This is a genomic window from Lentimicrobiaceae bacterium (assembly GCA_020636745.1).
GTDB lineage: Bacteria > Bacteroidota > Bacteroidia > Bacteroidales > Lentimicrobiaceae > Lentimicrobium.
On sequence record JACJXH010000010.1, the window covers coordinates 21,550 to 42,435 of the forward strand.

A 20,886-nucleotide genomic window follows, 5' to 3' on the forward strand; every position below is an offset into this window, starting at 1 on the left:
CTTATAAAGATATAAAAAGATGATTGATAAGTAAATGCCGAATAGCTGTAATGTTATTGCTTTCGACAACTTTCTGTATAAAAGCAGGTAAAATGTTTATTTTAAACCTTATTCGCTACCCGATAAGCCACCGAATGGCTGCATGTTCTGTGGAAAAAGCTTTGATTTCAAAGCCTGTTTGGGCATACAATTTATCCTCAAACAGGATGGCCACAACAGTTGTAAAGGGATTGTCAACAATCAGTGCTTCTTTTTTGCCCTTCAACAATGCTTTGTGCGCAATCAGAAATTGGTCAATGGCCTTTGTTTCATCAATGCTGAAGTTAAACGTTGCACCCCGGTAATCGGCAAGCAGGTGGAATTCCTGTTGAGTAAATTCGTCAATGTTTAATATTTCTGTCCATGCTTCTCCCAGTTCTTTTCTGGGGATATTGCCGGTGTGCCGGTAACGGATAATTTTAAGTTTGTCGTCGACACTTATTGTGTAGTTTTTCATGCCATCCTGCGCCATAAACTCTTTTTATTGAAAAATGCACACTATGTATTCTGTAAAATGATATTTACTGTTCCAAGGTTAAAGGAAAAATATTTTTTAGCGAATGTAATTAGTTTAGGCTATCGAAAAGCAGATATGAAAAAAAATTTATGATAGTGTCGCAGAGTGGAAAAATATTTTACTTGCAATTGAAATGGGCACATGATTCAAATCAGCTGATGAGTTCAGCCTTTCACAGGGGAATTGTTTTTAATAGCAGGCATCTATCCGCCAGATAATCACTGATGGCTTCGGCGCTTTAACTGATAAATTCTGAAAAGATGGCAATTTTGCTTTTTTTTGGGGGAAGGATGTTTGTATGGTAAAATTTCAAAGTGTCAGACACTGAATCAATCAGAGTACATGCCCTGGCATCGGTTATTTAATTGTCGGCTTCTCCGGGCAAAACATCGTATAACTCCAGATAGTCAGTTAAAAATTCACTGAGTATTACCAGCCCGGATTGATAAATCAAGGGAGCATTTTGTTGACAAATCTCCTCTTTGGAAAGAAGTGAGCTTTCCATTAGCTCAAAAACGGTAAGCCTTTCATGGATAAAGACGATATCTCTCAGATTGTTGTATTGAAATGTGAGTTTTTGAAGCATTGCAGAAGAAACTACTTCACAGTATTCACGCTTGATTTTTTCAAGCTGTTGGCGGCCTTCATCTGTAAGGTTGTGATTGCTGTTACAGCAGGTGATATAAACATCCTGACGCTTGTCAGACTTTATTTTCAGCGCTTTATACTTTACCTCGCTGAATTTTTCTGTCAGTTCAAGCAGTTGTTGGTGGTAACTGTCAAGCTGTAGCGAAAGCCTGAGCTTTTCATCTTTTATTCTTAAGTGGTTTTGTGCAATAGCATGGTCTGTTTGCGATTGCCTGGCCTCTACATCAGCCCAAAAGGCTTGCTGTTCGGCATCTGTAAGCTTTTCTGTTTTTTTGAGTTCGTCATCAGAAGGAAAGGTGGCCTGTAACTTCAGGTATGCTTTTTCACGGACCAACTTCCCTTCTTCTTTCGATGTGTTTATCTCTTCTGCCAGCTTATCAAGCATGGCATGGATGATGTTTCTGCTATCTGCAAAAGCTTCAGGCTGATTACACAGCAAGACTTCAGGAAGCACAGGTATTTGCCCGTACATGGAATCAGTCAGGCTTTGCTGAGCAAAAAGCGCAGGTGCCGCCATCAGCAGCACAGGAAGCAGAGCATGTTTCATTATCAGAGTTTTATAAACTCAACTCTTCTGTTTTTGGCTTTGTTTTCAACTGAGTTATTGGCTGCCACAGGTTCGGTTTCGCCTTTGCCATTGGTTTCAATTCTACCGGCATCAATATTAAACTCTTTTACCAGGTATTGTTTCACACTGGCAGCTCTTCTTTTCGACAGGTCGAGGTTTGAATCGTCGTTTCCGTCGCTATCGGTGTGGCCGGTAATTTGAATACGCACAGTGGGATTTTCGTTGAGCACAGTGGCAATGTCTTTGATGGTGGCATAGGATTCCGGTTTAACTATGTCTTTGCCGGAATCGAAATAAATGCCATAAGAAACCAGTTTGCCTTCGGTGAGCAGTTTGCTGCGGGTGTCTGGGGCTGCTGAGGTAATTCTAATATTGCTGATGTAAGGCAGGCTGGCCCTGTCCCAGCCCGAAAAGCGGAAGCGGTTGAATTTTGTATCCTTGTGAATATTGGTATTCATATCCAAAACTTTCTGGCCCATATGATAGATGCGTAACCTGCGGTTTTGAACCCAGAAAATAACATGATTGACTTTTTCAAGTTGAACAGTGGCTTTGGAAGCCTGTCCGGTAAGGCTATTCGCGTCTTCGGTAATATTGTCGTAACCATTGGTTTCCCACATTTCGGGGCCGAGGGTAATGTGAATTCCTTTTTCACCGGGATAAAGGTCGTCAGTAAGTTCCAGGTTCTCAGAGTCCTGATATAATGTTAGGATAATTCCACTGTAATAGTCAGCATCAGGAATGATGTCAAACTCCATGATGAAGTTGGTTGGTAATTGAATGGGTTGGGTGTAGCAGTACACGGCGTTGTCACCATTCAGATGCAGCCATTTGCCCCCGGCAATGCTAACGGTTTTGATTTCACCGCTGCCATTGCTGGTCCATAAAGCCGGAAAATCGCCAATGTTATCCTGCGAAAAATCTTCAAAAAACAGCAGTTGATCGCCTGGTATAAAATCATAATTGGTAAAAGACTCAAACCTGGCATTGTTACTATCTTGAGCGAAAACAGGGACTGATAGCCATAGAATGCCAATCAATGCCAGGTTTAGAAATCTGATTTTCATAAGGACCTCCGTTTTTTTTGATGATGAGTGTTTGTTTGAATGAAGACTGCCGCAATGATTATAGCATGCTGATTTTTGTCTATCAATTGAATAAATATGCTAAATCCGGCTTTTGGATGTGCTAATATAAGAATAATCTAAATATTCATATGGTAAGGTAATGTTAAAATAATCAAAAGTATGTGATTTTAATATCGCTCCGATATTTATAAATATATATATTAATGCATGTGATAATGGGGGGATTATGAATGGCCTGCCCGTGTTAGTACATGTAAAAGTGCTGTTTTCCCCTTGAACATTTGATTATCGGGGGTGATTGAGTAGTCGTTATAATATGGCGATATACGCATATAATTGATAAGATTTGATTTACTGTTGATAATAAAATTTTTTATTTGCGATAATTGTAAATACTTTTACAGTTTGGTTCAGTTATCTGGTTATTGAACAGCTTATTGATTTTAAGTTTGAATGAGGTCTAATGATGGCTGATTCCCGTGGAAACGGAAGGAAGTATATTGCACACACAACAGGTTGTAACTGACAGATGTTGTTTTTTGGCTTAACAATTTAAATTTATTGTACTCTCTCTTCAGGGTATAAAAAGGCAGAACAAAATGACCCGGACACAGAATTCTGAGAATCCATCACTGGCTGAAAATATGATTTTCTCAGGCAAATTAAAGTTGTACAGAATTTTAATGGTTTTTTGTGCCATACTCTTTGTTGTATCAGGTATATTTATCAACAAGTTTGCTACAGAGGTTAATGACCCGCTTATTTTAAGATTAATTATCGCTTCCTTGTTTATGGGCTTGTATATAGCCACCTATGTACATGCATTTTTCAGCAAAAATTTTCATTTATTTTTCAGTGCTTTGCTGATTCTGATGCTGGTATGGTCGGTATACATTGCCTATGCAAATGATTATGCTTTTTATGCCACTGTTATTTACCTGGTCATGGTTTCGTCCATTTCTTGGGCATTTAAGTCTCACAAAACCATTGCCATTTATGGTGTAAGTGCCGTGCTGTTTAATATGGTTTTTATGTATTTTTCTGATATTCCGCCCATTAATCAGATGGTTATCAGTTTGGCTGTTGTGGTGCTTTTGTTCCTTTCATTTATCATCATAAAATCGAAAAATCAATCTTATATGGCCCTTTATGAAAGTGAGCGTAAATTCAGGCTGTTGTTGCAATCACTTGGCGAAGGGGTGGTAATTTTCGATTATCAGTACAATTTCTTATATAGCAATCCGGCTGCCGCACTCATATTTGAAATGGAAACCAGTCAGCTGACAGGGAAGTCGCTGAACAGTTTCCTGGTTAGTGCCGGTTTTATAAGTCTGAAAGATGAACATGAAATGCAAAAACCCGACTTTACTGTTCATCACGAAATTGAAGTTGTTACCGCAAAAAAGAGTAAAAAGCATTTGCTGATTACCGAAACGCCTTACCACTACGGACAGGAAAATTTCAAAGGGATACTCGGGGTTATCAGGGATGTAACCAGCAGGAACATGGTGCAGGCTGAGTTGCGGCAAGCCAAAGAAAAAGCAGAAGAGAATGACCGCCTCAAATCGGCATTTCTGGCCAACATGAGTCACGAAATCCGTACACCGATGAATGGCATACTGGGCTTTGCCGATTTGCTGAAAAACCCCGATCTTACCGGGCAACAGCAGGCGCAGTTTATTTCCATTATTGAACAAAGCGGGCATCGTATGCTCAACATCATCAACGACCTGATTTCTATCTCTAAGATTGAGTCGGGGCAGATGGAAGTTACCAATTCAGAAACCAATCTGAATGAAAGAATTGAGTTTCTGTATCACTTCTTTTATGCTGAAGCTTCTAAAAAAGGGCTTTCACTCTATTTTACCTGTGCCTTTCCTCCCTTGGAAGCCTATGTCATTACTGATAAGGAAAAGCTGGATTCAGTGTTGATAAACCTTATCAAAAATGCTATCAAATATACCGATCATGGCAGCATTACCTTTGGTTACAGGGTTTGGGAAAAGGAAATTGAGTTTTTTGTCAGAGATACAGGCAAAGGTATTCCTCCTGACAAACTGGATATGGTTTTTGAGCGCTTTATGCAGGTTGATTCAAGCGTAAACAGCGGGTATGAGGGAGCCGGCCTCGGACTGTCTATCTCCAAAGGATTGGTTGAGCTGATGGGAGGCCAGATTAAAGTGAAATCAGAAGATGCCGCTGGCTCTGAATTTAGTTTTACTATCCCCAGGAAGTTCGCACCTAAACGTCATCATGTGGCTGCTGATAAACCGGTAGCCGGTAAGAAAATGCTGGACGAAGACCGGAATATATTTGTACTGGTGGCTGAAGATGATGATACTTCTGCCAACTACCTGAAAACTATTCTGAGAATGAATAATTGCCGCTTTGTTTTGGTCAGAACCGGGAAAGAGGCAGTTGAAATGTGCCGACAGCAGAAATTTGATCTTGTACTGATGGATATTAAAATGCCTGAAATGGATGGATATTCGGCAGCCCGGATTATCAGGGAATTTTGTCCCGATATGCTGATTGTAGCGCAAACGGCTTACGCTCTGGAAACTGAAAAACTTAAATATAGCGATGTTTTTGACGAATATCTGACCAAGCCGGTAAAAGCCGAAGAATTAATAGCCATTCTTGATAAGCAGTTCAAGAATGAGAACTATTGATGGTTTTACAGTTTTAAACAAATCTGTTTCCTAAAGCTGCTTTTTATATTCCCATACTGCCTCCAAATCTCCTCAGGCCTGCTATTGCCATTCAAAATGTAAAATCCTTTATTCCTCTAAAGAAGGCCTGCTCATCCTGACTGGCTGATTTTGTTCCCGGGGCTGTTTTTTTGCTTTGTTTTTTACTGCCTGTTTCTGCTAACCAGGCTTTTTGCGACTAATATTTGTGCTATTTTGCATAGAAACAAACTTAATTTTTTTGGTTGAATGGAAGTCGTTTGTTTGTAATGCACAGATATATAATGTGTAATGGCATTATAAATGCGGATAATGATTCTTTTTTGGAGAAAAATATTTTCTGGTTATTTTAGCAGAATTATAATTGAATAATCATTAACTAATGACAATGAAACAAACCCGTATTTTAGCTTTTCTTGCATGCATGGCTTTTTTGGCAGCATGTGGTACTCACAACAAAGCATTGAAACATGCATCCACACCGCCCGAAGGGATAACATTTACCAGGATTGAAAATTTTAAGGGATTTTCAGTGATTCAACTTCCATATGCAGGTTTTGGATTTGATAAAAATATGGATGTGAATGTGCGTAAAAACCAAACAGATGCAGGTGTTTTTGTTCCGGGTGTCAGGTTTTACAACAATACCCTTATTCTGAAGTCGGATGTGGGCAAGGCCGAAAGTAGTCTGGATGATTATTGTGAATTGGTAAAAAAAATGTATCTCAACCATTTGATAAAGAGCACCTCTGAGCTTGAAGTGCAAAAAATACAACTGGATGGCCTTGAGGTGGCTCAAATTAGACTCGTTACACCGGTTAACAAAGATTTGGTTAAGTATTCTTTCGGGTATATTCTGCCTCACCACAACAAGGCTGCTCTGTTTTTTATCAATGACGCCCTGGTTTCACCTTTAGAGGTTGCTGATTATAATACACGTCTTGAACAGGCTTTCAGGTATATGATACATACGGCTGACTTCCAGGATATCTGATTTTATTTTTCTGATAAGATCTTTCATTTCCCTGTGTTTCCTCTCATTTATGTGCCTTTTCAGGTATTGAGTTGCCGGCAATTGGTTAATTTTGTCATCGGACAAATTATAATTTTTAAAGCCTGGTGTTATGGAAACAGCCAATGAAGCATTACTGAAAGTTAAAAAGCAGCTTGAGCTGAATAATTTTGAAGTTTTTATAGCTGCTGACGCTGCTGAAGCCAGGGAAGTGTTTGAAAATAAAATACTTTCGAATCTGGAAATCTCAAGTGCATCATTTGCCGATTCAATGACCATGCTCTCCACCGGAGCACTGGAAGTGTTAAAGCACAAGGCCCCGGTAGAGTTTATTGATCCATTTGATGCAAACGAAGGGATGGAGGGCAAAATCCGACAGCGGAAAAGGGCGCTCACAGTAGATTTGTTTCTTACAGGCACCAACGCCATCACCGAAAAAGGGCAGTTGGTCAATCTTGACATGATTGGAAACAGGGTAGGAGCCATTACATTCGGGCCAACTTATGTAGTGTTGTTTGTTGGTAAAAATAAGCTGGTAAAAGATCTCGATGCAGCATTTCATCGCATCAGAACTGTGGCAGCTCCGCTCAATGTAAAACGTCATGATAAATTTAAAACACCGTGTCAGATAACCGGCATTTGCGATGATTGCCGGAGCCCGCACCGGATATGCAACACATGGACCATTACAGAAAAATCCTATCCACCCAAAAGAATTAAGATTATTCTGATTGATCAGGAAATGGGATTGTAAGCCGAAGGTGCCAGCGAGATCTGTGCTTTGCTGGTTATTTCTTCTGTTCCAGTTGGCTTATAATAGCCATTACATCCTGTTCGCCCAGTCCGTTGCTATATGCCAGGTTGTACTGGTCGAACAATGGCTGCATCAGCGGCGCATTGAGTCCGGCTTCGCGGGCCAGTCTTAAATCCTTAACCAGATGTTTCAGTGCAAAAGCGGCCGGATAGGATTTGGCGAGAATAGCAGGCGTTTTAATCTTGGTGATGCCATTTCCACAGGCACCTTCATTCACAATGGTGAGCATATCTTCTGTACGAACGCCATTCTTTTCGGCAAACAAAACCGTCTCGGCCAGTCCCTGTAAGTTAAGTCCCAGTAAGTAGTTAATGGCCAGTTTGGCCGAGCTGCCAACCCCGACAGGGCCCAGGAGCAAGGCGAGTTTGCCCAGTACATCAAAAAAAGGCAGGGCTTTGTTGTAATCCTCAGCAGTGCCACCAACTAAAATAATGAGGGCTCCGTCCTGGGCAGGCTTTACACTGCCCGAAACAGGCGCTTCAAGAAAATGTAACTGATGCCGGCTGCAGGCAGCTGACAAATAGCGGGAAGTGTCAGGCGAAACCGTACTCATGTTCACAATCAGTTTCCCTTCGCCTTGAGCAGAAAGCAGGCCATTTTCATATTCAAAAATATGCTTCACTGCCGCATCATCAGATAACATGGTAAAGATAATATCGCAGGTCTCCATCAATTGGCGGGGACTTGAAGCTGAAGTAGCTCCCAAAGCCAGCAACTCATCTTCTTTTGAGCGGTTGCGATTAAATACAGAAACTTCAAATCCTGCCTTCAACAGGTTTTTTACCATAGGATTTCCCATATTTCCCAGGCCAATCCATCCTGCTTTTAATTTATTGATTGCAGTCATATTTAAAACGTTGTTTGGTTTTTAATGCATGTTTAAATCATGTTTAAATCATGTTTAAACACCATTTAAACTGTTTAAATTCAGAGTTAAGCGCTTTAATTTCCGATGAGGCGCCCATCAGCTTGCAAATATCTGCACTTTTATTCAAACGAACCAGGTTGATTTTTCAAACCCTGGGGTCTGGTAAAATGAACCGTAACGTTTACAGCCTCCTTGAATGATTAAAAGGGCAGGTAATCAATGCTTAATCAGGCTGAGGAAGGATGTATGGTAGCCTTTTGTACTGCAATCCGAATGATCATTGTACGAAGATGATACTGGTTTGCGATGGTTCATGAGCGGGATTTACTGAATGGAATCAAAATAAGCTTTGGCATCTTCTCCAAACAGTTCGATATTTTTGCCAATAATTTTATAGGTTGCGTGCTGGCCCGATACCCGCGAAAAATGTATTTCATAATCTACACCATCTTCACACATCAGGATTTTTGCCAGATTCACATTTCTTTCTGATGTCAGTTGCTTATTGCAATATATACAACTAAATTCAAGTATCTGCCCTTTCAGTACTTCAAAATCGGGGTGTTTGATGACTTTGTAATTGCCCAAACCCGGATGTAATAAAATAATCCCTTCCTTGTTCCAAAGGTTGCGGGTTGAGAATACGATGTTTTCACCCACATTGAGCAGGTTTAAGCAATGCGGACATTTAAAATCTGCAGCCATGACTTTTTGTTTCTGTTGACTAAAGTTACAAAAAAACCGGCTCAGATACAAGTTTTCCAGCTTTTACAGAGGTGTGCTTTGCCGAAAGAACTTGGTTGCTATGAATTTAACAGGTAATTATGGGAAAAGTACGTGCCATAGAACGATTTTGTATACAGGCTGTATGAACCAAAGGCAAGCCATTTACTGTGACCATTTAATTCTGTATCCCATATTAAATTGAAGAAACTTAGCCGGCATAAAGTTTATGGTTCTGACATTTATTCATGCAAACTCATTTATCCCGGAATTAAATCAATGATTGAATGGCTTGCAAACGGCATCGGGCAGGCTTCGGGTAAAAGGAGTGGCATAAGTTTGCGCTTAACTGAATATTTATGCTTAATTTTGAAGGAAGCCGTAAGCAGGCGGCAGTATATCACTGGTGAGGCAAATGTAATTTTATGGAAATACCTATACTTAAAGAAGTTGTAATTATTCTCGGGCTATCAGTTCTTATCATTCTGGCGTTTCAGCGGCTAAAAATGCCCTCTATTCTGGGTTTTCTTATTACCGGAATGATTGCCGGACCCAATGGCTTGAGTCTAATAAGCGCGTCGCATGAGGTGGAGATTCTCTCCGAAACGGGTGTTATTTTCCTTCTGTTTATTATTGGAATTGAGTTTTCGATTAAAGGGCTTGCCCGGGTAAAGCATACTGTATTGCTGGGTGGTTTGCTTCAGGTGGGTGGTACTATTTTGCTTACATTTCTTTTGGCATATTTGTTGGGTCTTACTGCGCCTCAGGCTGTTTTTATGGGATTTCTTATCTCGTTAAGCAGTACCGCTATTGTGTTGAAAATGCTGGCCGAAAAAGGGCAGATGACCTCTCCCCAGGGGCGTATTGCATTGGCTATCCTTATCTTTCAGGATATTATTGTAGTGCCGATGATTCTGGTAACTCCCTTACTTGCAGGCAATGGGGGTAATTTGTGGATAACCGTATTGGGGCTGATAGCCAAATTTGCGCTGGTAGTGGGTTTGCTGATTGTACTTGCCCGGTATGTGGTGCCTGAGCTGCTGCACCGGGTAGTGAAAACACGAAGCCGTGAGCTATTTATACTCACCATTGTTGTGCTGTGTTTTGCCACAGCCTGGCTCACCTCCTCAGTCGGACTTTCACTGGCGCTGGGCGCTTTCTTTGCCGGTCTTATTATTTCTGAGTCGGATTACAGCCACCAGGCCACAGCCAATATTCTCCCTTTTCGCGAAATATTTATCAGTTTCTTTTTCGTGTCTATTGGCATGTTGCTCGATCTGCGGTATTTTCTTGACCACTTCCTTATTCTGATTCTTTTTACCATTGGTGTTGTTTTGCTAAAAATGGTGGTGGTGGCACTCACGGTCTTGCTTATGCGCTTTCCGCTGCGTACGGCATTGATTTCAGCCTTTACCCTGTTTCAGGTAGGAGAGTTTGCCTTTTTGCTTTCTACCATCGGTATTCGCAATAACCTGCTGACAGAAGATGTTTACCAGAACTTTCTGGCCATTTCAATCCTCACAATGGGATTGACCCCCTTTATTGCAGCTTATGCTGACCAAATGGCTGATTGGCTTATCAGGGCATGGCTTCCGGGGAATGTACGTCAGCGATTGATCAAATACCATAATCGCAAGAAATCCCATGAAGAAGAAATGACCTCTCAGTTGCATGATCATCTGATTATTATCGGATTTGGGATTAATGGACATAATGTGGCGCGTACTGCCAATAAAGCAAATATTCCTTATGTTGCCGTTGAGCTTGATCCTGATATTTTCAGGGAAGCCAGAGCCGAAGGATATCCTGTTATTTATGGCGATGCTGCCGATGAGTTGATTTTGCATCATATGCATGCCCACGAAGCAAGGGTTGTGGTGATTGCCATTTCTGATCCTGAAGCCACCAAAAAGATTATTACTATCCTTCGTCAGATTACTGAAACGGCTCATGTGATTGTGCGTACCCGCCACGTGAATGAAATTGATGAAATTCTGAAACTGGGCGCCGATGAGGTGATTCCTGAGGAATTTGAAACTTCTATTCAGATATTTACGCGGGTACTGAACCGCTACCTGATTCCTTACGACAAAATTCAATCATTTGTGAGTCATGTCAGAGCGCATAATTACGAGCTTCTCAGCGCTTCAGGCACCGATGAGCAAAATCCGCCTCATATGCAGTTGCATATTCCTGATATGGTGATTGCTACTCTTCCGGTGCAGGGAGGCGTCAATAAAATTGTGGGAAAAACGATTGTCGAAAGTGGACTTAAGAGTCAGTTCAATGTGACAGTTCTTGCTATTCGCAGACAAAACCGCTACCTGACCAAAATTTCGCCACAAATGACCATCGAAACTGACGATATGCTCTACCTGTTTGGAAGTCCCGAAAAAATTGCAGAGGTCAACAGGTTTTTAGTTTTAAGATAAAAGGAGTTTATTCTTTATCTGAAAATGTGCCATATGCCTGATTGTTGCAGGGTTTTGCGCGTTTTTCATTCTTCAGGCTAAGGGCAATACCTGTTTTCAGCGGATTATTAGGAAAAATGACTATGCTGTCTGGTTGACTTAGCAAAAAAGTATGGTTTACTATACTGTCGCCGGCTTATTTTGAAAAAACATATTGTATCATGTTGGCTCCCATTCGCAGGGCTTTTTGCCTGTTTTCCTCGGGGTCGTTATGTACAGCCCGGTCTTCCCAGCCGTCACCCAAATCGCACTCGTAGGAGTAAAAGCAAACCAGCCTTCCTTCCCAGATTAGACCAAAGCCCTGTGCGGGTTTATTGTCGTGTTCATGAATTTTGGGGAGCCCGTTGGGAAACTGAAATTTCTGATGGTAAATAGGGTGATTAAAGGGCAGCTCAATAAAATCAAGTTCAGGAAACACCTTTTTCATCATGGGCCTGATGTATTGATCAAGCCCGTAATTGTCATCAATATGCAGAAATCCTCCGGCCATCAGGTAATTACGCAAATTTCCGGCCTCCTGCTCGTCAAATACAACATTGCCATGCCCGGTCATATGCACAAAAGGATAATTGAAAATGTCGGTGCTGCCGGCATCAACAGTAGCGTAATCCTTGTCAATATTGGTTTTTAGATTGCGATTGCAGAAGTCAATCAGGTTGGTAAGCGAGGTAGGATTGGCGTACCAGTCGCCTCCTCCTCTGTATTTTAGCAAGGCAATCTGATATGAAGCCGGTGGAGCCCATGCAACAATGCCGGTCAACACAAAAAGAAAGATGATGGCTTTTATTTTCAGTTTCATAAGATGATGCTTGTTAAATAAACAGGTGCAATGGGGCGTTGTTACAGGTCAGTAGAAGGTTCGTTGAGCAAATTTACAATAAAACAGGATGCCAGTGCTGCAGTTTCGGTACGCAACCTGGCTTTGCCCAGACTTACAGGCTTAAATTCATGGTCGAGCGCCAGTTTTATTTCGCGTTGACTAAAGTCACCTTCAGGGCCAATCAAAACAAGGACATCCGTACCGGGCTTACAGGCGTCTTTCAGGTGCGGACGTGGTAAGTCGTCAACCCAGGCAATAAAACGCTTGCTGATGGCCGGGCCGGTAATGACTTTATCGAGTGCCACGGGCTCATTCAGTTTCGGAAGCCGGCTTTTCAGCGATTGTTTCATGGCCGATACCAAAACCTTCATCAGGCGGTCAGTCCGCAGTTTCTCACGCTCTGAATGGTCGCAGTAAACAGGTGTAATTTCTGCCAGTCCGAACTCTGTTGCTTTTTCAAGAAACCACTCAAAACGAGCTATATTTTTAGTAGGAGCAACTGCCAGGTGCAGCCTGAATTTCGGTTCTTCGCTAAATTCAGCTTCAATCAGCCTGATGGTACACGATTTTGGGTTGTTGTCTTCCAGCAGAGCTTTGGCTATACTTCCGATACCATCGGTAAGTGTAAGGGTATCACCTGGCTTTAGTCGCAACACTTTTGCTGCATGAATGGCTTCATCTGCCGGTAACTGGTGATATACATCGCCGCTTTTAAAGGCATTAAACAAATTCTTTCCGGGTAAATAAAATAATTGCATGAAGGAGTGGTTGATGTAGTGCAAAATTAAAAAAAAAGGCCGGTTAGAGCCGGCCTTAGTTGTGGTTTAATTTGTCTTACTCAACAATCAGTTTAAGTTGTTTCGACTGATTGTTGGTATTTATCCTGAGGATATAAATACCGCGTGCAAGGTCTGATTTGTTGACAGTCCATTGTTTTCCGGCAGAAAGCCTGCTTTCGAGCATTAGCCGGCCATCAGCTGCAAGGAGTTGAATGTGTGCTCCGGAAAGCCATTCATTCGAAGCAATTACAAACGTTCCGTTACCCGGGTTTGGATAAATGCGGATTCCATTTTCAGAAACTGGCTGCAAATCTGCGCCAACCAGGCTGTTTTCTGTAACCGCAATATTGTCGAGAAAGAGACTGTTGCCCCTGCGGTGAACCGATTCAAACATAATTTTTACATCGCTCTTGTTAACCCAGTCAGAAATATCAATCGAGATACAATCAGGATTTCCGGGAGCACCGCACCAGTCATCAGCTGAAGCCGGGGTAAAACTGGTGATGGAAACCGGGTGGGTTTCAAAGTTTCCGCTGCCATCTTCACCCGTTGCAAATACTCTGGTCCAACTGGCGCCACAATCATCTGATAAAAGTACTATCAATGAGTCGGTTATCTGTTCGTAGCGTCTGGTGTATGAGTGCTGGAATGAAAGAAATGCCGAATTGTATCCGATAAGATTAAATGGCGGGCTAATGAGCTGGTCGCGTGGGCCCGGGGCTACGTTATAATTGAAAAAGTCCATTTTAATGGCCGTGTTGCCCGGTGCAGTTCCCTGAACAGGACTAAGTTCCCATGTTTTTTTATTGTCAGGATTTACTACTTCCCATCCGTTGGCCGACAAGGATGCACTTTCCCAGTCTTCGCCGAAAGGCAATAAGGCTCCGCTCAGTTGAATGTAATTCTCAAGCGTGAGACTCGACGAGCCATTGACATTGGAGGCCATCAGGGTGACATCATAATTACCGGAGCCATTGAAGCTGACTACAGGGTTTTGCGAAGTGGCCGAAGTGCCATCGAGATAAGTGACATCATCAGGTGAAAAAGACCAGAGCCAGCTGTTCGGGCAAAAATCTGAATTGTCAGTAAACTGAACTGTAGCTTCGCCGGTGCAGAAGATTCGTTTGTCTGTTTCAAAGGCTACTTCAGGAAGCAGGGTACTGCTTACAACGATGTAGGCTGATTTGGTTTCAGTATCATTTCCTGCCGGATTAATGGCCGTAAGTGAAACTGAATATTCGCCGGGCGCATTCCACACAATGCCGCCGGGGTTTTGTAAGTTTGAGGTAGCAGTTTCAGCTCCTTCAAATGTCCATTCCCAACTGTAAGGGATGCCGGTTGATTTGTCGGTAAAATTAACCGGACACCCAATGGGCACAATGGTTTTGTCGGCTATAAAATCAGCAGCAGGAGTGGTGAAATGTAAAGGAGATTCCCAGAGGCCACGTCCATAAGTTCCGGCTCTGATTACGTCGCCTTGCTGCCCTGCAGGGTCATAATATATTTCAAGCTCAGTAACTTTTGAGGATGCCGGCAGGCCGTTTGAAAATAACATCCAGTCGTCCATTGAGCTGTCGCGGTAAAATACACCGATATCAGTTCCCAAATAAAGTCCTTCGGGGCTGAATTTGTAATAGGCGAGTGTATTCATCTGTACATCAGGTAAGTTGCCTGTCATGTTTGTCCATGAAAACCCTTTGTCCTCCGATTTAAAAACTTTGTTCTGTTGAACAATAAATACGGTGTTTTCGTCAAACGGACTTGTTTCAATGGCAGTAATGGCATTACCTGAAGGTAAGTTTGAGGTCAGTACAATCCAGTTTACATCAGCTTCTTTTACATTGTCGGCGCGATATAGTTTGTTTCCGGCAGATGCATATAAGATGTCTGTATTGGCCCGTGACTGAGCCAGAACGCTTAAATTACTGGTGTTGATGGATGAAATTTTAGTCCAGCTTACCGAAGAAGTGTTATTGGCTTTGATGTTGGTACTGCGCCAGATGTTCTTATAGCCAATAAACATGATGTTGCCATCGTTGTGATCAATAAGAAATGGGGTAACCCAGGCGCCGCTTTCGGTGATACCGTTTGAGCCTTCGCCGGCAATCTGCCCCTGCGACGAGTGGTTGAATATACGGTTGATGGCTCCATAGTAAACAGTGGAATAGCTGTAACGGTCGTCGGTGGGATCAAATGCACACTCCATTCCATCGCCGCCACCCACAGCAATCCAATCGGTTCCCGTCCAGGTTGATGTGCCGTTGTCCTGATACCCATTGATTACGTAATTGCGGTTTGTGGCACTTTGTCCGATTTTATAAGCCTGACTGATGACCAGTCCGTTGCTGATTTCGGTCCAGTTTTCGCCACCGTTGCCCGACCAGTAAACTCCACCGTCATTTCCGGCAAAGAGTCTGCCTGTTAAAGGTGAATATTCCAGTATGTGAAGGTCGGCATGTACTGATTGAACATTGCATCCTCCGTACCAATGCGAGCGGATATACCATGAAAGTCCTCCGTTGTCCGATTTAAAGCAGTTAACACCGCCTCCATAAATGATATCGGCATTGGCAGGGTCAACGGCCATGTCCAGATCGTACCATGCCTGGCCACCATCTCCGCCATTGCAGTCCCAACTCATAATGTTGGGCGACGTTGAGCGTTCGGTAAATGAATTTCCGCTGTCTTCGGAACGATAAAGTCCTTTAAAAGAGTCGCTGTTTGTAAGGAAAACATAAACAATTTCCGGATTGGCAGGCGATACGGCTACCACGGCTCTGTTGCCTGAAGGCAATCCGGCAGCACCCTGGACAAAACTTTCGCCAGCATCTGTTGATTTAAAGAAGTTGCCACCCGATATGGCATAAATAACATCAGTATTACCTGGTTTGAATACTATATCCTTAAAATTCCCATTGACCTTCTTGGTCCATGTATTGCCGTTGTCGGTTGTTTTGTAAACACCGCCCGAGGTGGCAGCATATATCAGATTGTGGTCAGTTGGGTGCATGATCAATCTGCCAATGGTGCTGTTTTCCAGACCGGTGTTGGATGGTTGCCAGGTGAGACCGTTATCAGTGCTTTTCCAAACACCTAAACCTGCAGCATCGCCGGCATCCCTGTCGCCGGTGCCCATAAAAATAACATCAGGGTTTTCGTGATCAACCACGATTGACGATACGCCCAGTGTAGGCAGAACATCAGTGGTGCTTGTCCATGTGAGCCCATGGTCGTCAGATTTCCACAATCCGCCGGCAGGCGCGCCTATGTAAATTTTGTTGGGATCGGTCGGGTGAAAAGCAATGGCGCTGATTCGTCCTATTCCGCGGTAACCGTTATAACCTGAAGGTACATTGAAAGGTCCCAGTGGTGTCCAGTCGCCTTCAGCTGAGCGGTTGGGATTGGCGGCAATGGCAGCCTCAAGAGCCCGTAAATCGCGATCGGCGGCAGGCCTTGTTCCATCAGGCTTTACCCGTTGACTCATGATGTATTCCCAGCGTTTAAAGGGCTTATAGCCACTTCCCCTGGTTATTTCACGACCTTCCCAGTATGTGTTGAAGGCTTTTTGAGTGGCATAAAAGTTGGCATTCTGGTCTTGCATCATCTCAATCCAGTAAGGGAATGAGGCTGTGTCGGCTTTCGTTGCTGACTGATCAGTAACCTGTGCTTTTAACAGAAAAGATGACACAACAAAAGAAAGTACCAGCGATAGTTTGGTGAACTTGTTCATCGGATTTGATTGAATTTTTATGGAATTTGAATACAAATGTAATAGATTATGTTTATAACTACTTATTTTGATGCTGGTTTTCAGGGTGTTTATTGTGGCAATAAAAAAGCCGGAATGACCGGCTTTTTTGTTTTAAAATTGTGATGAATGTAAAAAGCTTGTTTAGCAGGTTATTTGCTCAAGAGGCTTTTTAACATTTAAAAACTCAGGGATTGGTGTCTTCTCCAAGGGGATCGCTTTTTATCTGTTTTTCAAGTTTTTTTAATCCAAAAACCACCAGATAATAGGAGAGGGCAATCATTCCGGGCCAGGCCAGAAGCCACATTATTTTGTCGAGATACATCTTGTCAGTGTTTGGGTGAATAAATTTTAATATACATGGGTTTCGTTGTCGTTCAGGTCTTTTTCTTCAATCTGCTTATTGTCAATGGATTTCCATGCCCAGTATATGTATGCGATTACAACAGGAACAAATAAGGAAACATAGCTCATGGCAGTAAGCGTGTAGTGACTGGATGAGCTGTTTTCAATGGTAAGAGAGTGTTGCAGATTAAATGTCGACGGATAGAACGCGGTGTTGTTGAATCCGGCAATCAGGAAAAGTGCGAAAACCGTGAGTACAGTGCCCGGGCCAGCAAACCAGATGCCCTTATTGCTTTTCAGAAACAGGAATTTGACAATTCCGAAAAGTACCAGCACAACGCCAGCCAGAAAAAGAACAAGAACCAATGGCATCGCAAGCAGGTTGTGAAGATATTTGAATGGTTCCATAAATACTTCACCGGTAGACTGGCTGTATGCAAAGCCATCTTTTACCAGCAGGTAAATTACAAAGTACAGAAAGAAAACAAGGAACGGGATAGCATTGTACCACATTTGTTTCAGGCTGCGGGTATGAATGTGTTCATTGTTTACATTATTCACAATGTAAAGTATACCCAGTATTCTGGCAAGGAAGAAAACGGCCAGGCCGAGTGCTACATTGTGCGGGTTAAGTACAGCCTCCAGCCCGTGAAAAGGGGTTTCCCAGCGCGAAATGGCTGAATCGTAAATTTGGGTTAGATTTAGTTTTTCAACCGAAAACATACTGCCGTTGAAAAATGTACCAACTGCAGTGCCTATCAGGATGGTTGCCAGTGCACCATTGGCAAACAGAAATCCTTCATAGGTGCGTTTTCCCAGAAAATTATTGGGTTTGCTACGGTATTCATAGGCGATGGCCTGAACAATAAAGGCGAAAAGTATAGCCATCCATACCCAGTAAGCACCTCCGAAACTGGTTGAATAAAAAAGAGGGAATGATGCAAAAAAAGCGCCACCGAAAGTAACCAGGGTGGTGTAGGTAAGCTCCCACTTGCGACCAAGCGAATTAACAATAAGTGAACGCTCTGAGTCGGTTTTTCCAAGTGTGTAAATAAGGGTCTGGCCACCCTGAACAAACATCAGGAATACCAGCAGACTGGCAAGAAGCGATATGATGATCCACCAGTATTGTTGAAGTGTGAGTATCGAAAAAGTTTCAAACATCTTATTTTCCTCCTTGTTTTGGTCCGTTTTTAATCTGTCTGAACATAATTTTAAGTTCAGCAATCAGCAGGGTGGTGAATATTAAAGCAAAAAGTATGAAAGTGACCACCACTGCATTTGAGTCAAGCTTTGAAACAGCGGCCATGGTTGGCATTAAATCCTGAATAACCCAGGGCTGACGACCCATTTCGGCTGTAATCCATCCTGATTGAGATGCAATATAAGCCAATGGAATGTTGATAATGGCCATTTTCAGCCAGAATTTTGAGGTCGACAGTTTGTTTTTATAGGCAAGTAGTAAAACAATGCCAAAGAATACCATAAACCAGAATCCTAAAGCAACCATCAGGTGGAAACTATAGAAAGTAAGCGGGAGGTTGGGAACAATGCCCGACGGATTGTTTTCGAAGTAGCCATAGCCGAAATACTGGAAGTTTTCATCCAGCACTTTCTGGGCTTCGGCGAGTTTTACTGCGTCGTTAGATTTTTTGGCAGCCTTAAATTCAGCAAGTGCATCAATGGCCAGGCGTCCTCTGGTAATTTTTTCGGCAACAGACATCAGTCCGTGCTCTTCATTGCCTTCCATCAGGTCTTTTACCCCGGGAATAAAGGCGTTGAAGTCCTGGAATGCCATGTATGAAAGAAAGTTGGGGATTTCAATTTTAAAAGCGAAATCTTTGATGTTCTCATTGTTTGGGTCTTCCGGCGATGAAGATACAATCCCTAATGCTACCAGGGGAGCACCGCGCATTCCAACCGAGAGACCTTCAAAAGCTGCAAATTTCATGGGCTGGTGGCGGGCAATTACTTTGGCGCTATAATCACCGGTAAGAATGGTGAACAAGGAGGTAACCAAGCCAAAAATGGCTGCCAGCACTATGCTGCGTTTGGCAAATACCAGATGCCTTTTTTTAAGTAAAAACCATGAGCTGATGCCAATAACCACCAATGCTGCAAGCAAATAAGATGAAGAAATGGTGTGTGTGAATTTGCTTACTGCCATTGGGCTGAAAAGTACATCCCAAAAGTTCTCCATTTCGTTGCGGGCTGTTTCAGGATTGAACTTCATGCCTACCGGCATCTGCATCCATGCGTTGGCAACCAAAATCCACAAGGCAGACAAACTGGCTCCAAATGCAACCAGCCAGGTGGAAAGCAGGTGGAATTTTTTAGAAACTTTGTCCCACCCGAAAAACATCACAGCAATAAAGGTTGACTCAAGGAAAAATGCCATAATTCCTTCAATGGCCAAAGGCGCACCAAATATGTCGCCCACAAACCATGAGTAATTTGACCAGTTGGTGCCAAACTCAAACTCAAGAATGATACCTGTGGCAACTCCAATGGCAAAGTTTATTCCGAATATGGTCATCCAGAATTTGGTAATCCTTTTCCATTCCGGGTCACCGGTTTTTACAAAAATGGATTCCATAATGGCCACGATAAATCCCAGGCCCAGGGTCAGCGGTACGAATATCCAGTGATACATGGCTGTGAGCGCAAATTGGGCTCTCGACCAATCGATCAGTGAATAGTCAAATGTTTCAGTCATAGTGATTTTATTTAGGTTGTGTTAATTGTTCAATCACATAGTTGCCCCGCTCTTCGTCGTTGCTGAAATTAGACTTTAGAAAGTTGGGAAAGAAAAATATTTTGAGGATAGCAAACATGACAAACAGTTTTATCAGAATGATAGCCCACAGGGTTTTTCCGACCGTCATATTTTTGAAACCTTCATAATAAAAGCGGAAAATCCGGGAAAATATATTTGTTTTCATCATAAACAGCTGCTTTTAAGATGTGCTCAAATATAACAAGAAACCTGAGGAAAGTTTTCTGATTTTGGTAATTTAGAAAATATCTAAATTGTTTAACATCTGAGAATGTAGGGTTTGAAAATTAAATGTTGGTAAAAACTTGAAAAATAGATGTATAAATGACTATATTGGTATTTTGGTAAATTCAATAAGTTAAACAAAGTGAGGTGATATAGGTGGTAAATGAAATAATAGAGCTGTGTGCATAGGCTAATGGCCTTTGAAAGTTAAACAAAAAAATCCGGAAACAGTCCTGATTGCTTCCGGATTTTCAATTTTTGAGAAAATAATAACTGAAATTGTTCGCCTGAAAAAGCAGGCATTTTTCAAAAAAAGCAGCATGTTTTATTTGGCTTCCTCCGCCTGCATGAGACCTTCTACTTTATATCCAAGGTCGTCAATGGTTTTGGTGATGGTTGCCAGATTGGTCATGGTGGTGTCAAAACTTACGATGGCTGCTTCCTTTTGAAAGGATGCATTTGATTCAGTAACGCCGCCAATTTTATTAACAGCCTCTTTTACTGTGTTTTCGCACCCTTCACACGTCATGCCGGTTACATGCAGTTCAATGGTTTTAATGGCAGCAACATTCACTGTTTGCGCTGCAGGTGTTTGTTCCTGAACAGGTGTCGTCTGGTTGCAGGCGGCAAAAAATGCCCCCATCAGGAGAACGCTGAAAATTTTTTTCATGCTATTAATGATTAGGTTTGTATTTGTGTGTTTGTTCAATAAGAGGTTCTTACAAATATACATAAATAGCCCGACATATGTTTGA

At 42.3% G+C, this 20,886-nt stretch carries 18 protein-coding genes; 4 read left to right on the forward strand and 14 right to left on the reverse strand.

What is annotated here, in order from left to right; translation table 11 throughout:
- Positions 1-115: 115 nt before the first annotated feature.
- The 3 genes from H6541_13460 to H6541_13470 all read right to left on the reverse strand — a co-directional run bounded on the left by H6541_13460 (position 116) and on the right by H6541_13470 (position 2,839).
- Positions 116-511 carry an STAS/SEC14 domain-containing protein gene (locus tag H6541_13460; GenBank protein MCB9016790.1) on the reverse strand — a complete coding sequence of 132 codons (396 nt, stop codon included), beginning with the start codon at positions 509-511 and terminating at the stop codon, positions 116-118.
- 406 nt (positions 512-917) lie between these two features.
- Positions 918-1,751 (reverse strand): hypothetical protein, encoded by an 834-nt coding sequence (locus tag H6541_13465; protein ID MCB9016791.1) that lies wholly within the window; start codon positions 1,749-1,751, stop codon positions 918-920.
- Between the two features lie 2 nt (positions 1,752-1,753).
- Positions 1,754-2,839 carry an OmpA family protein gene (locus H6541_13470; GenBank protein ID MCB9016792.1) on the reverse strand — a complete coding sequence of 362 codons (1,086 nt, stop codon included), beginning with the start codon at positions 2,837-2,839 and terminating at the stop codon, positions 1,754-1,756.
- Between the two features lie 620 nt (positions 2,840-3,459).
- On the opposite strand from H6541_13470, the gene H6541_13475 reads away from it, so the two are divergent.
- The 3 genes from H6541_13475 to H6541_13485 all read left to right on the forward strand — a co-directional run bounded on the left by H6541_13475 (position 3,460) and on the right by H6541_13485 (position 7,316).
- Positions 3,460-5,532, forward strand: coding sequence for a response regulator (locus H6541_13475; protein ID MCB9016793.1), 2,073 nt, complete (start codon positions 3,460-3,462; stop codon positions 5,530-5,532).
- Positions 5,533-5,938: 406 nt separating this feature from the next.
- Entirely contained in the window at positions 5,939-6,544 is a 606-nt protein-coding gene (locus H6541_13480; GenBank protein ID MCB9016794.1) for a hypothetical protein, read from the forward strand.
- A gap of 130 nt (positions 6,545-6,674) precedes the next feature.
- Positions 6,675-7,316 (forward strand): lactate utilization protein, encoded by a 642-nt coding sequence (locus H6541_13485; GenBank protein ID MCB9016795.1) that lies wholly within the window; start codon positions 6,675-6,677, stop codon positions 7,314-7,316.
- A 34-nt stretch (positions 7,317-7,350) separates the two neighbouring features.
- On the opposite strand, the gene H6541_13490 is transcribed toward H6541_13485, so the two are convergent.
- Together H6541_13490 and H6541_13495 are read right to left on the reverse strand one after the other, a co-directional pair.
- Positions 7,351-8,223: an NAD(P)-dependent oxidoreductase gene (locus H6541_13490; protein MCB9016796.1), complete on the reverse strand. Its 873-nt coding sequence runs from the start codon at positions 8,221-8,223 to the stop codon at positions 7,351-7,353.
- 345 nt (positions 8,224-8,568) lie between these two features.
- On the reverse strand, positions 8,569-8,949 hold the full coding sequence (locus H6541_13495) for a hypothetical protein (protein ID MCB9016797.1): 381 nt from the start codon (positions 8,947-8,949) through the stop codon (positions 8,569-8,571).
- Positions 8,950-9,392: 443 nt separating this feature from the next.
- Between H6541_13495 and H6541_13500 the strand changes: the two genes are divergently transcribed.
- On the forward strand, positions 9,393-11,399 hold the full coding sequence (locus tag H6541_13500; GenBank protein ID MCB9016798.1) for a cation:proton antiporter: 2,007 nt from the start codon (positions 9,393-9,395) through the stop codon (positions 11,397-11,399).
- Positions 11,400-11,406: 7 nt separating this feature from the next.
- On the opposite strand, the gene H6541_13505 is transcribed toward H6541_13500, so the two are convergent.
- The 9 genes from H6541_13505 to H6541_13545 form a co-directional block, all read right to left on the reverse strand.
- Positions 11,407-11,544: a hypothetical protein gene (locus H6541_13505; protein ID MCB9016799.1), complete on the reverse strand. Its 138-nt coding sequence runs from the start codon at positions 11,542-11,544 to the stop codon at positions 11,407-11,409.
- A 30-nt stretch (positions 11,545-11,574) separates the two neighbouring features.
- Positions 11,575-12,237: a DUF4159 domain-containing protein gene (locus H6541_13510; GenBank protein MCB9016800.1), complete on the reverse strand. Its 663-nt coding sequence runs from the start codon at positions 12,235-12,237 to the stop codon at positions 11,575-11,577.
- Between the two features lie 41 nt (positions 12,238-12,278).
- Positions 12,279-13,016 carry a 16S rRNA (uracil(1498)-N(3))-methyltransferase gene (locus H6541_13515; GenBank protein MCB9016801.1) on the reverse strand — a complete coding sequence of 246 codons (738 nt, stop codon included), beginning with the start codon at positions 13,014-13,016 and terminating at the stop codon, positions 12,279-12,281.
- A 76-nt stretch (positions 13,017-13,092) separates the two neighbouring features.
- Complete coding sequence (locus tag H6541_13520) at positions 13,093-16,767, reverse strand: PKD domain-containing protein (GenBank protein MCB9016802.1); 3,675 nt, start codon at positions 16,765-16,767, stop codon at positions 13,093-13,095.
- A 205-nt stretch (positions 16,768-16,972) separates the two neighbouring features.
- Positions 16,973-17,110, reverse strand: a complete 138-nt coding sequence (locus H6541_13525; GenBank protein MCB9016803.1) for a hypothetical protein — start codon at positions 17,108-17,110, stop codon at positions 16,973-16,975.
- Between the two features lie 26 nt (positions 17,111-17,136).
- Complete coding sequence (gene cydB, locus H6541_13530; GenBank protein MCB9016804.1) at positions 17,137-18,294, reverse strand: cytochrome d ubiquinol oxidase subunit II; 1,158 nt, start codon at positions 18,292-18,294, stop codon at positions 17,137-17,139.
- Between the two features lies 1 nt (position 18,295).
- Positions 18,296-19,846, reverse strand: coding sequence for a cytochrome ubiquinol oxidase subunit I (locus tag H6541_13535; protein ID MCB9016805.1), 1,551 nt, complete (start codon positions 19,844-19,846; stop codon positions 18,296-18,298).
- 7 nt (positions 19,847-19,853) lie between these two features.
- Positions 19,854-20,075, reverse strand: coding sequence for a DUF4492 domain-containing protein (locus H6541_13540; protein MCB9016806.1), 222 nt, complete (start codon positions 20,073-20,075; stop codon positions 19,854-19,856).
- Between the two features lie 381 nt (positions 20,076-20,456).
- Positions 20,457-20,774, reverse strand: coding sequence for a heavy-metal-associated domain-containing protein (locus H6541_13545; protein ID MCB9016807.1), 318 nt, complete (start codon positions 20,772-20,774; stop codon positions 20,457-20,459).
- Positions 20,775-20,886: the final 112 nt, after the last annotated feature.

What these genes read in the sequence shown, in the direction of transcription:
- H6541_13500 (MCB9016798.1), top strand. Translation starts at nt 9,393, where the DNA reads ATGGAAATACCTATACTTAAAGAAGTTGTAATTATTCTCGGGCTATCA.
- H6541_13540 (MCB9016806.1), bottom strand. Translation starts at nt 20,075, where the DNA reads ATGATGAAAACAAATATATTTTCCCGGATTTTCCGCTTTTATTATGAA.
- H6541_13470 (MCB9016792.1), bottom strand. Translation starts at nt 2,839, where the DNA reads ATGAAAATCAGATTTCTAAACCTGGCATTGATTGGCATTCTATGGCTA.
- H6541_13525 (MCB9016803.1), bottom strand. Translation starts at nt 17,110, where the DNA reads ATGTATCTCGACAAAATAATGTGGCTTCTGGCCTGGCCCGGAATGATT.
- H6541_13495 (MCB9016797.1), bottom strand. Translation starts at nt 8,949, where the DNA reads ATGGCTGCAGATTTTAAATGTCCGCATTGCTTAAACCTGCTCAATGTG.
- H6541_13520 (MCB9016802.1), bottom strand. Translation starts at nt 16,767, where the DNA reads ATGAACAAGTTCACCAAACTATCGCTGGTACTTTCTTTTGTTGTGTCA.
- cydB (MCB9016804.1), bottom strand. Translation starts at nt 18,294, where the DNA reads ATGTTTGAAACTTTTTCGATACTCACACTTCAACAATACTGGTGGATC.
- H6541_13510 (MCB9016800.1), bottom strand. Translation starts at nt 12,237, where the DNA reads ATGAAACTGAAAATAAAAGCCATCATCTTTCTTTTTGTGTTGACCGGC.
- H6541_13480 (MCB9016794.1), top strand. Translation starts at nt 5,939, where the DNA reads ATGAAACAAACCCGTATTTTAGCTTTTCTTGCATGCATGGCTTTTTTG.
- H6541_13475 (MCB9016793.1), top strand. Translation starts at nt 3,460, where the DNA reads ATGACCCGGACACAGAATTCTGAGAATCCATCACTGGCTGAAAATATG.
- H6541_13490 (MCB9016796.1), bottom strand. Translation starts at nt 8,223, where the DNA reads ATGACTGCAATCAATAAATTAAAAGCAGGATGGATTGGCCTGGGAAAT.
- H6541_13465 (MCB9016791.1), bottom strand. Translation starts at nt 1,751, where the DNA reads ATGAAACATGCTCTGCTTCCTGTGCTGCTGATGGCGGCACCTGCGCTT.
- H6541_13515 (MCB9016801.1), bottom strand. Translation starts at nt 13,016, where the DNA reads ATGCAATTATTTTATTTACCCGGAAAGAATTTGTTTAATGCCTTTAAA.
- H6541_13545 (MCB9016807.1), bottom strand. Translation starts at nt 20,774, where the DNA reads ATGGGGGCATTTTTTGCCGCCTGCAACCAGACGACACCTGTTCAGGAA.
- H6541_13460 (MCB9016790.1), bottom strand. Translation starts at nt 511, where the DNA reads ATGGCGCAGGATGGCATGAAAAACTACACAATAAGTGTCGACGACAAA.
- H6541_13485 (MCB9016795.1), top strand. Translation starts at nt 6,675, where the DNA reads ATGGAAACAGCCAATGAAGCATTACTGAAAGTTAAAAAGCAGCTTGAG.
- H6541_13535 (MCB9016805.1), bottom strand. Translation starts at nt 19,846, where the DNA reads ATGACTGAAACATTTGACTATTCACTGATCGATTGGTCGAGAGCCCAA.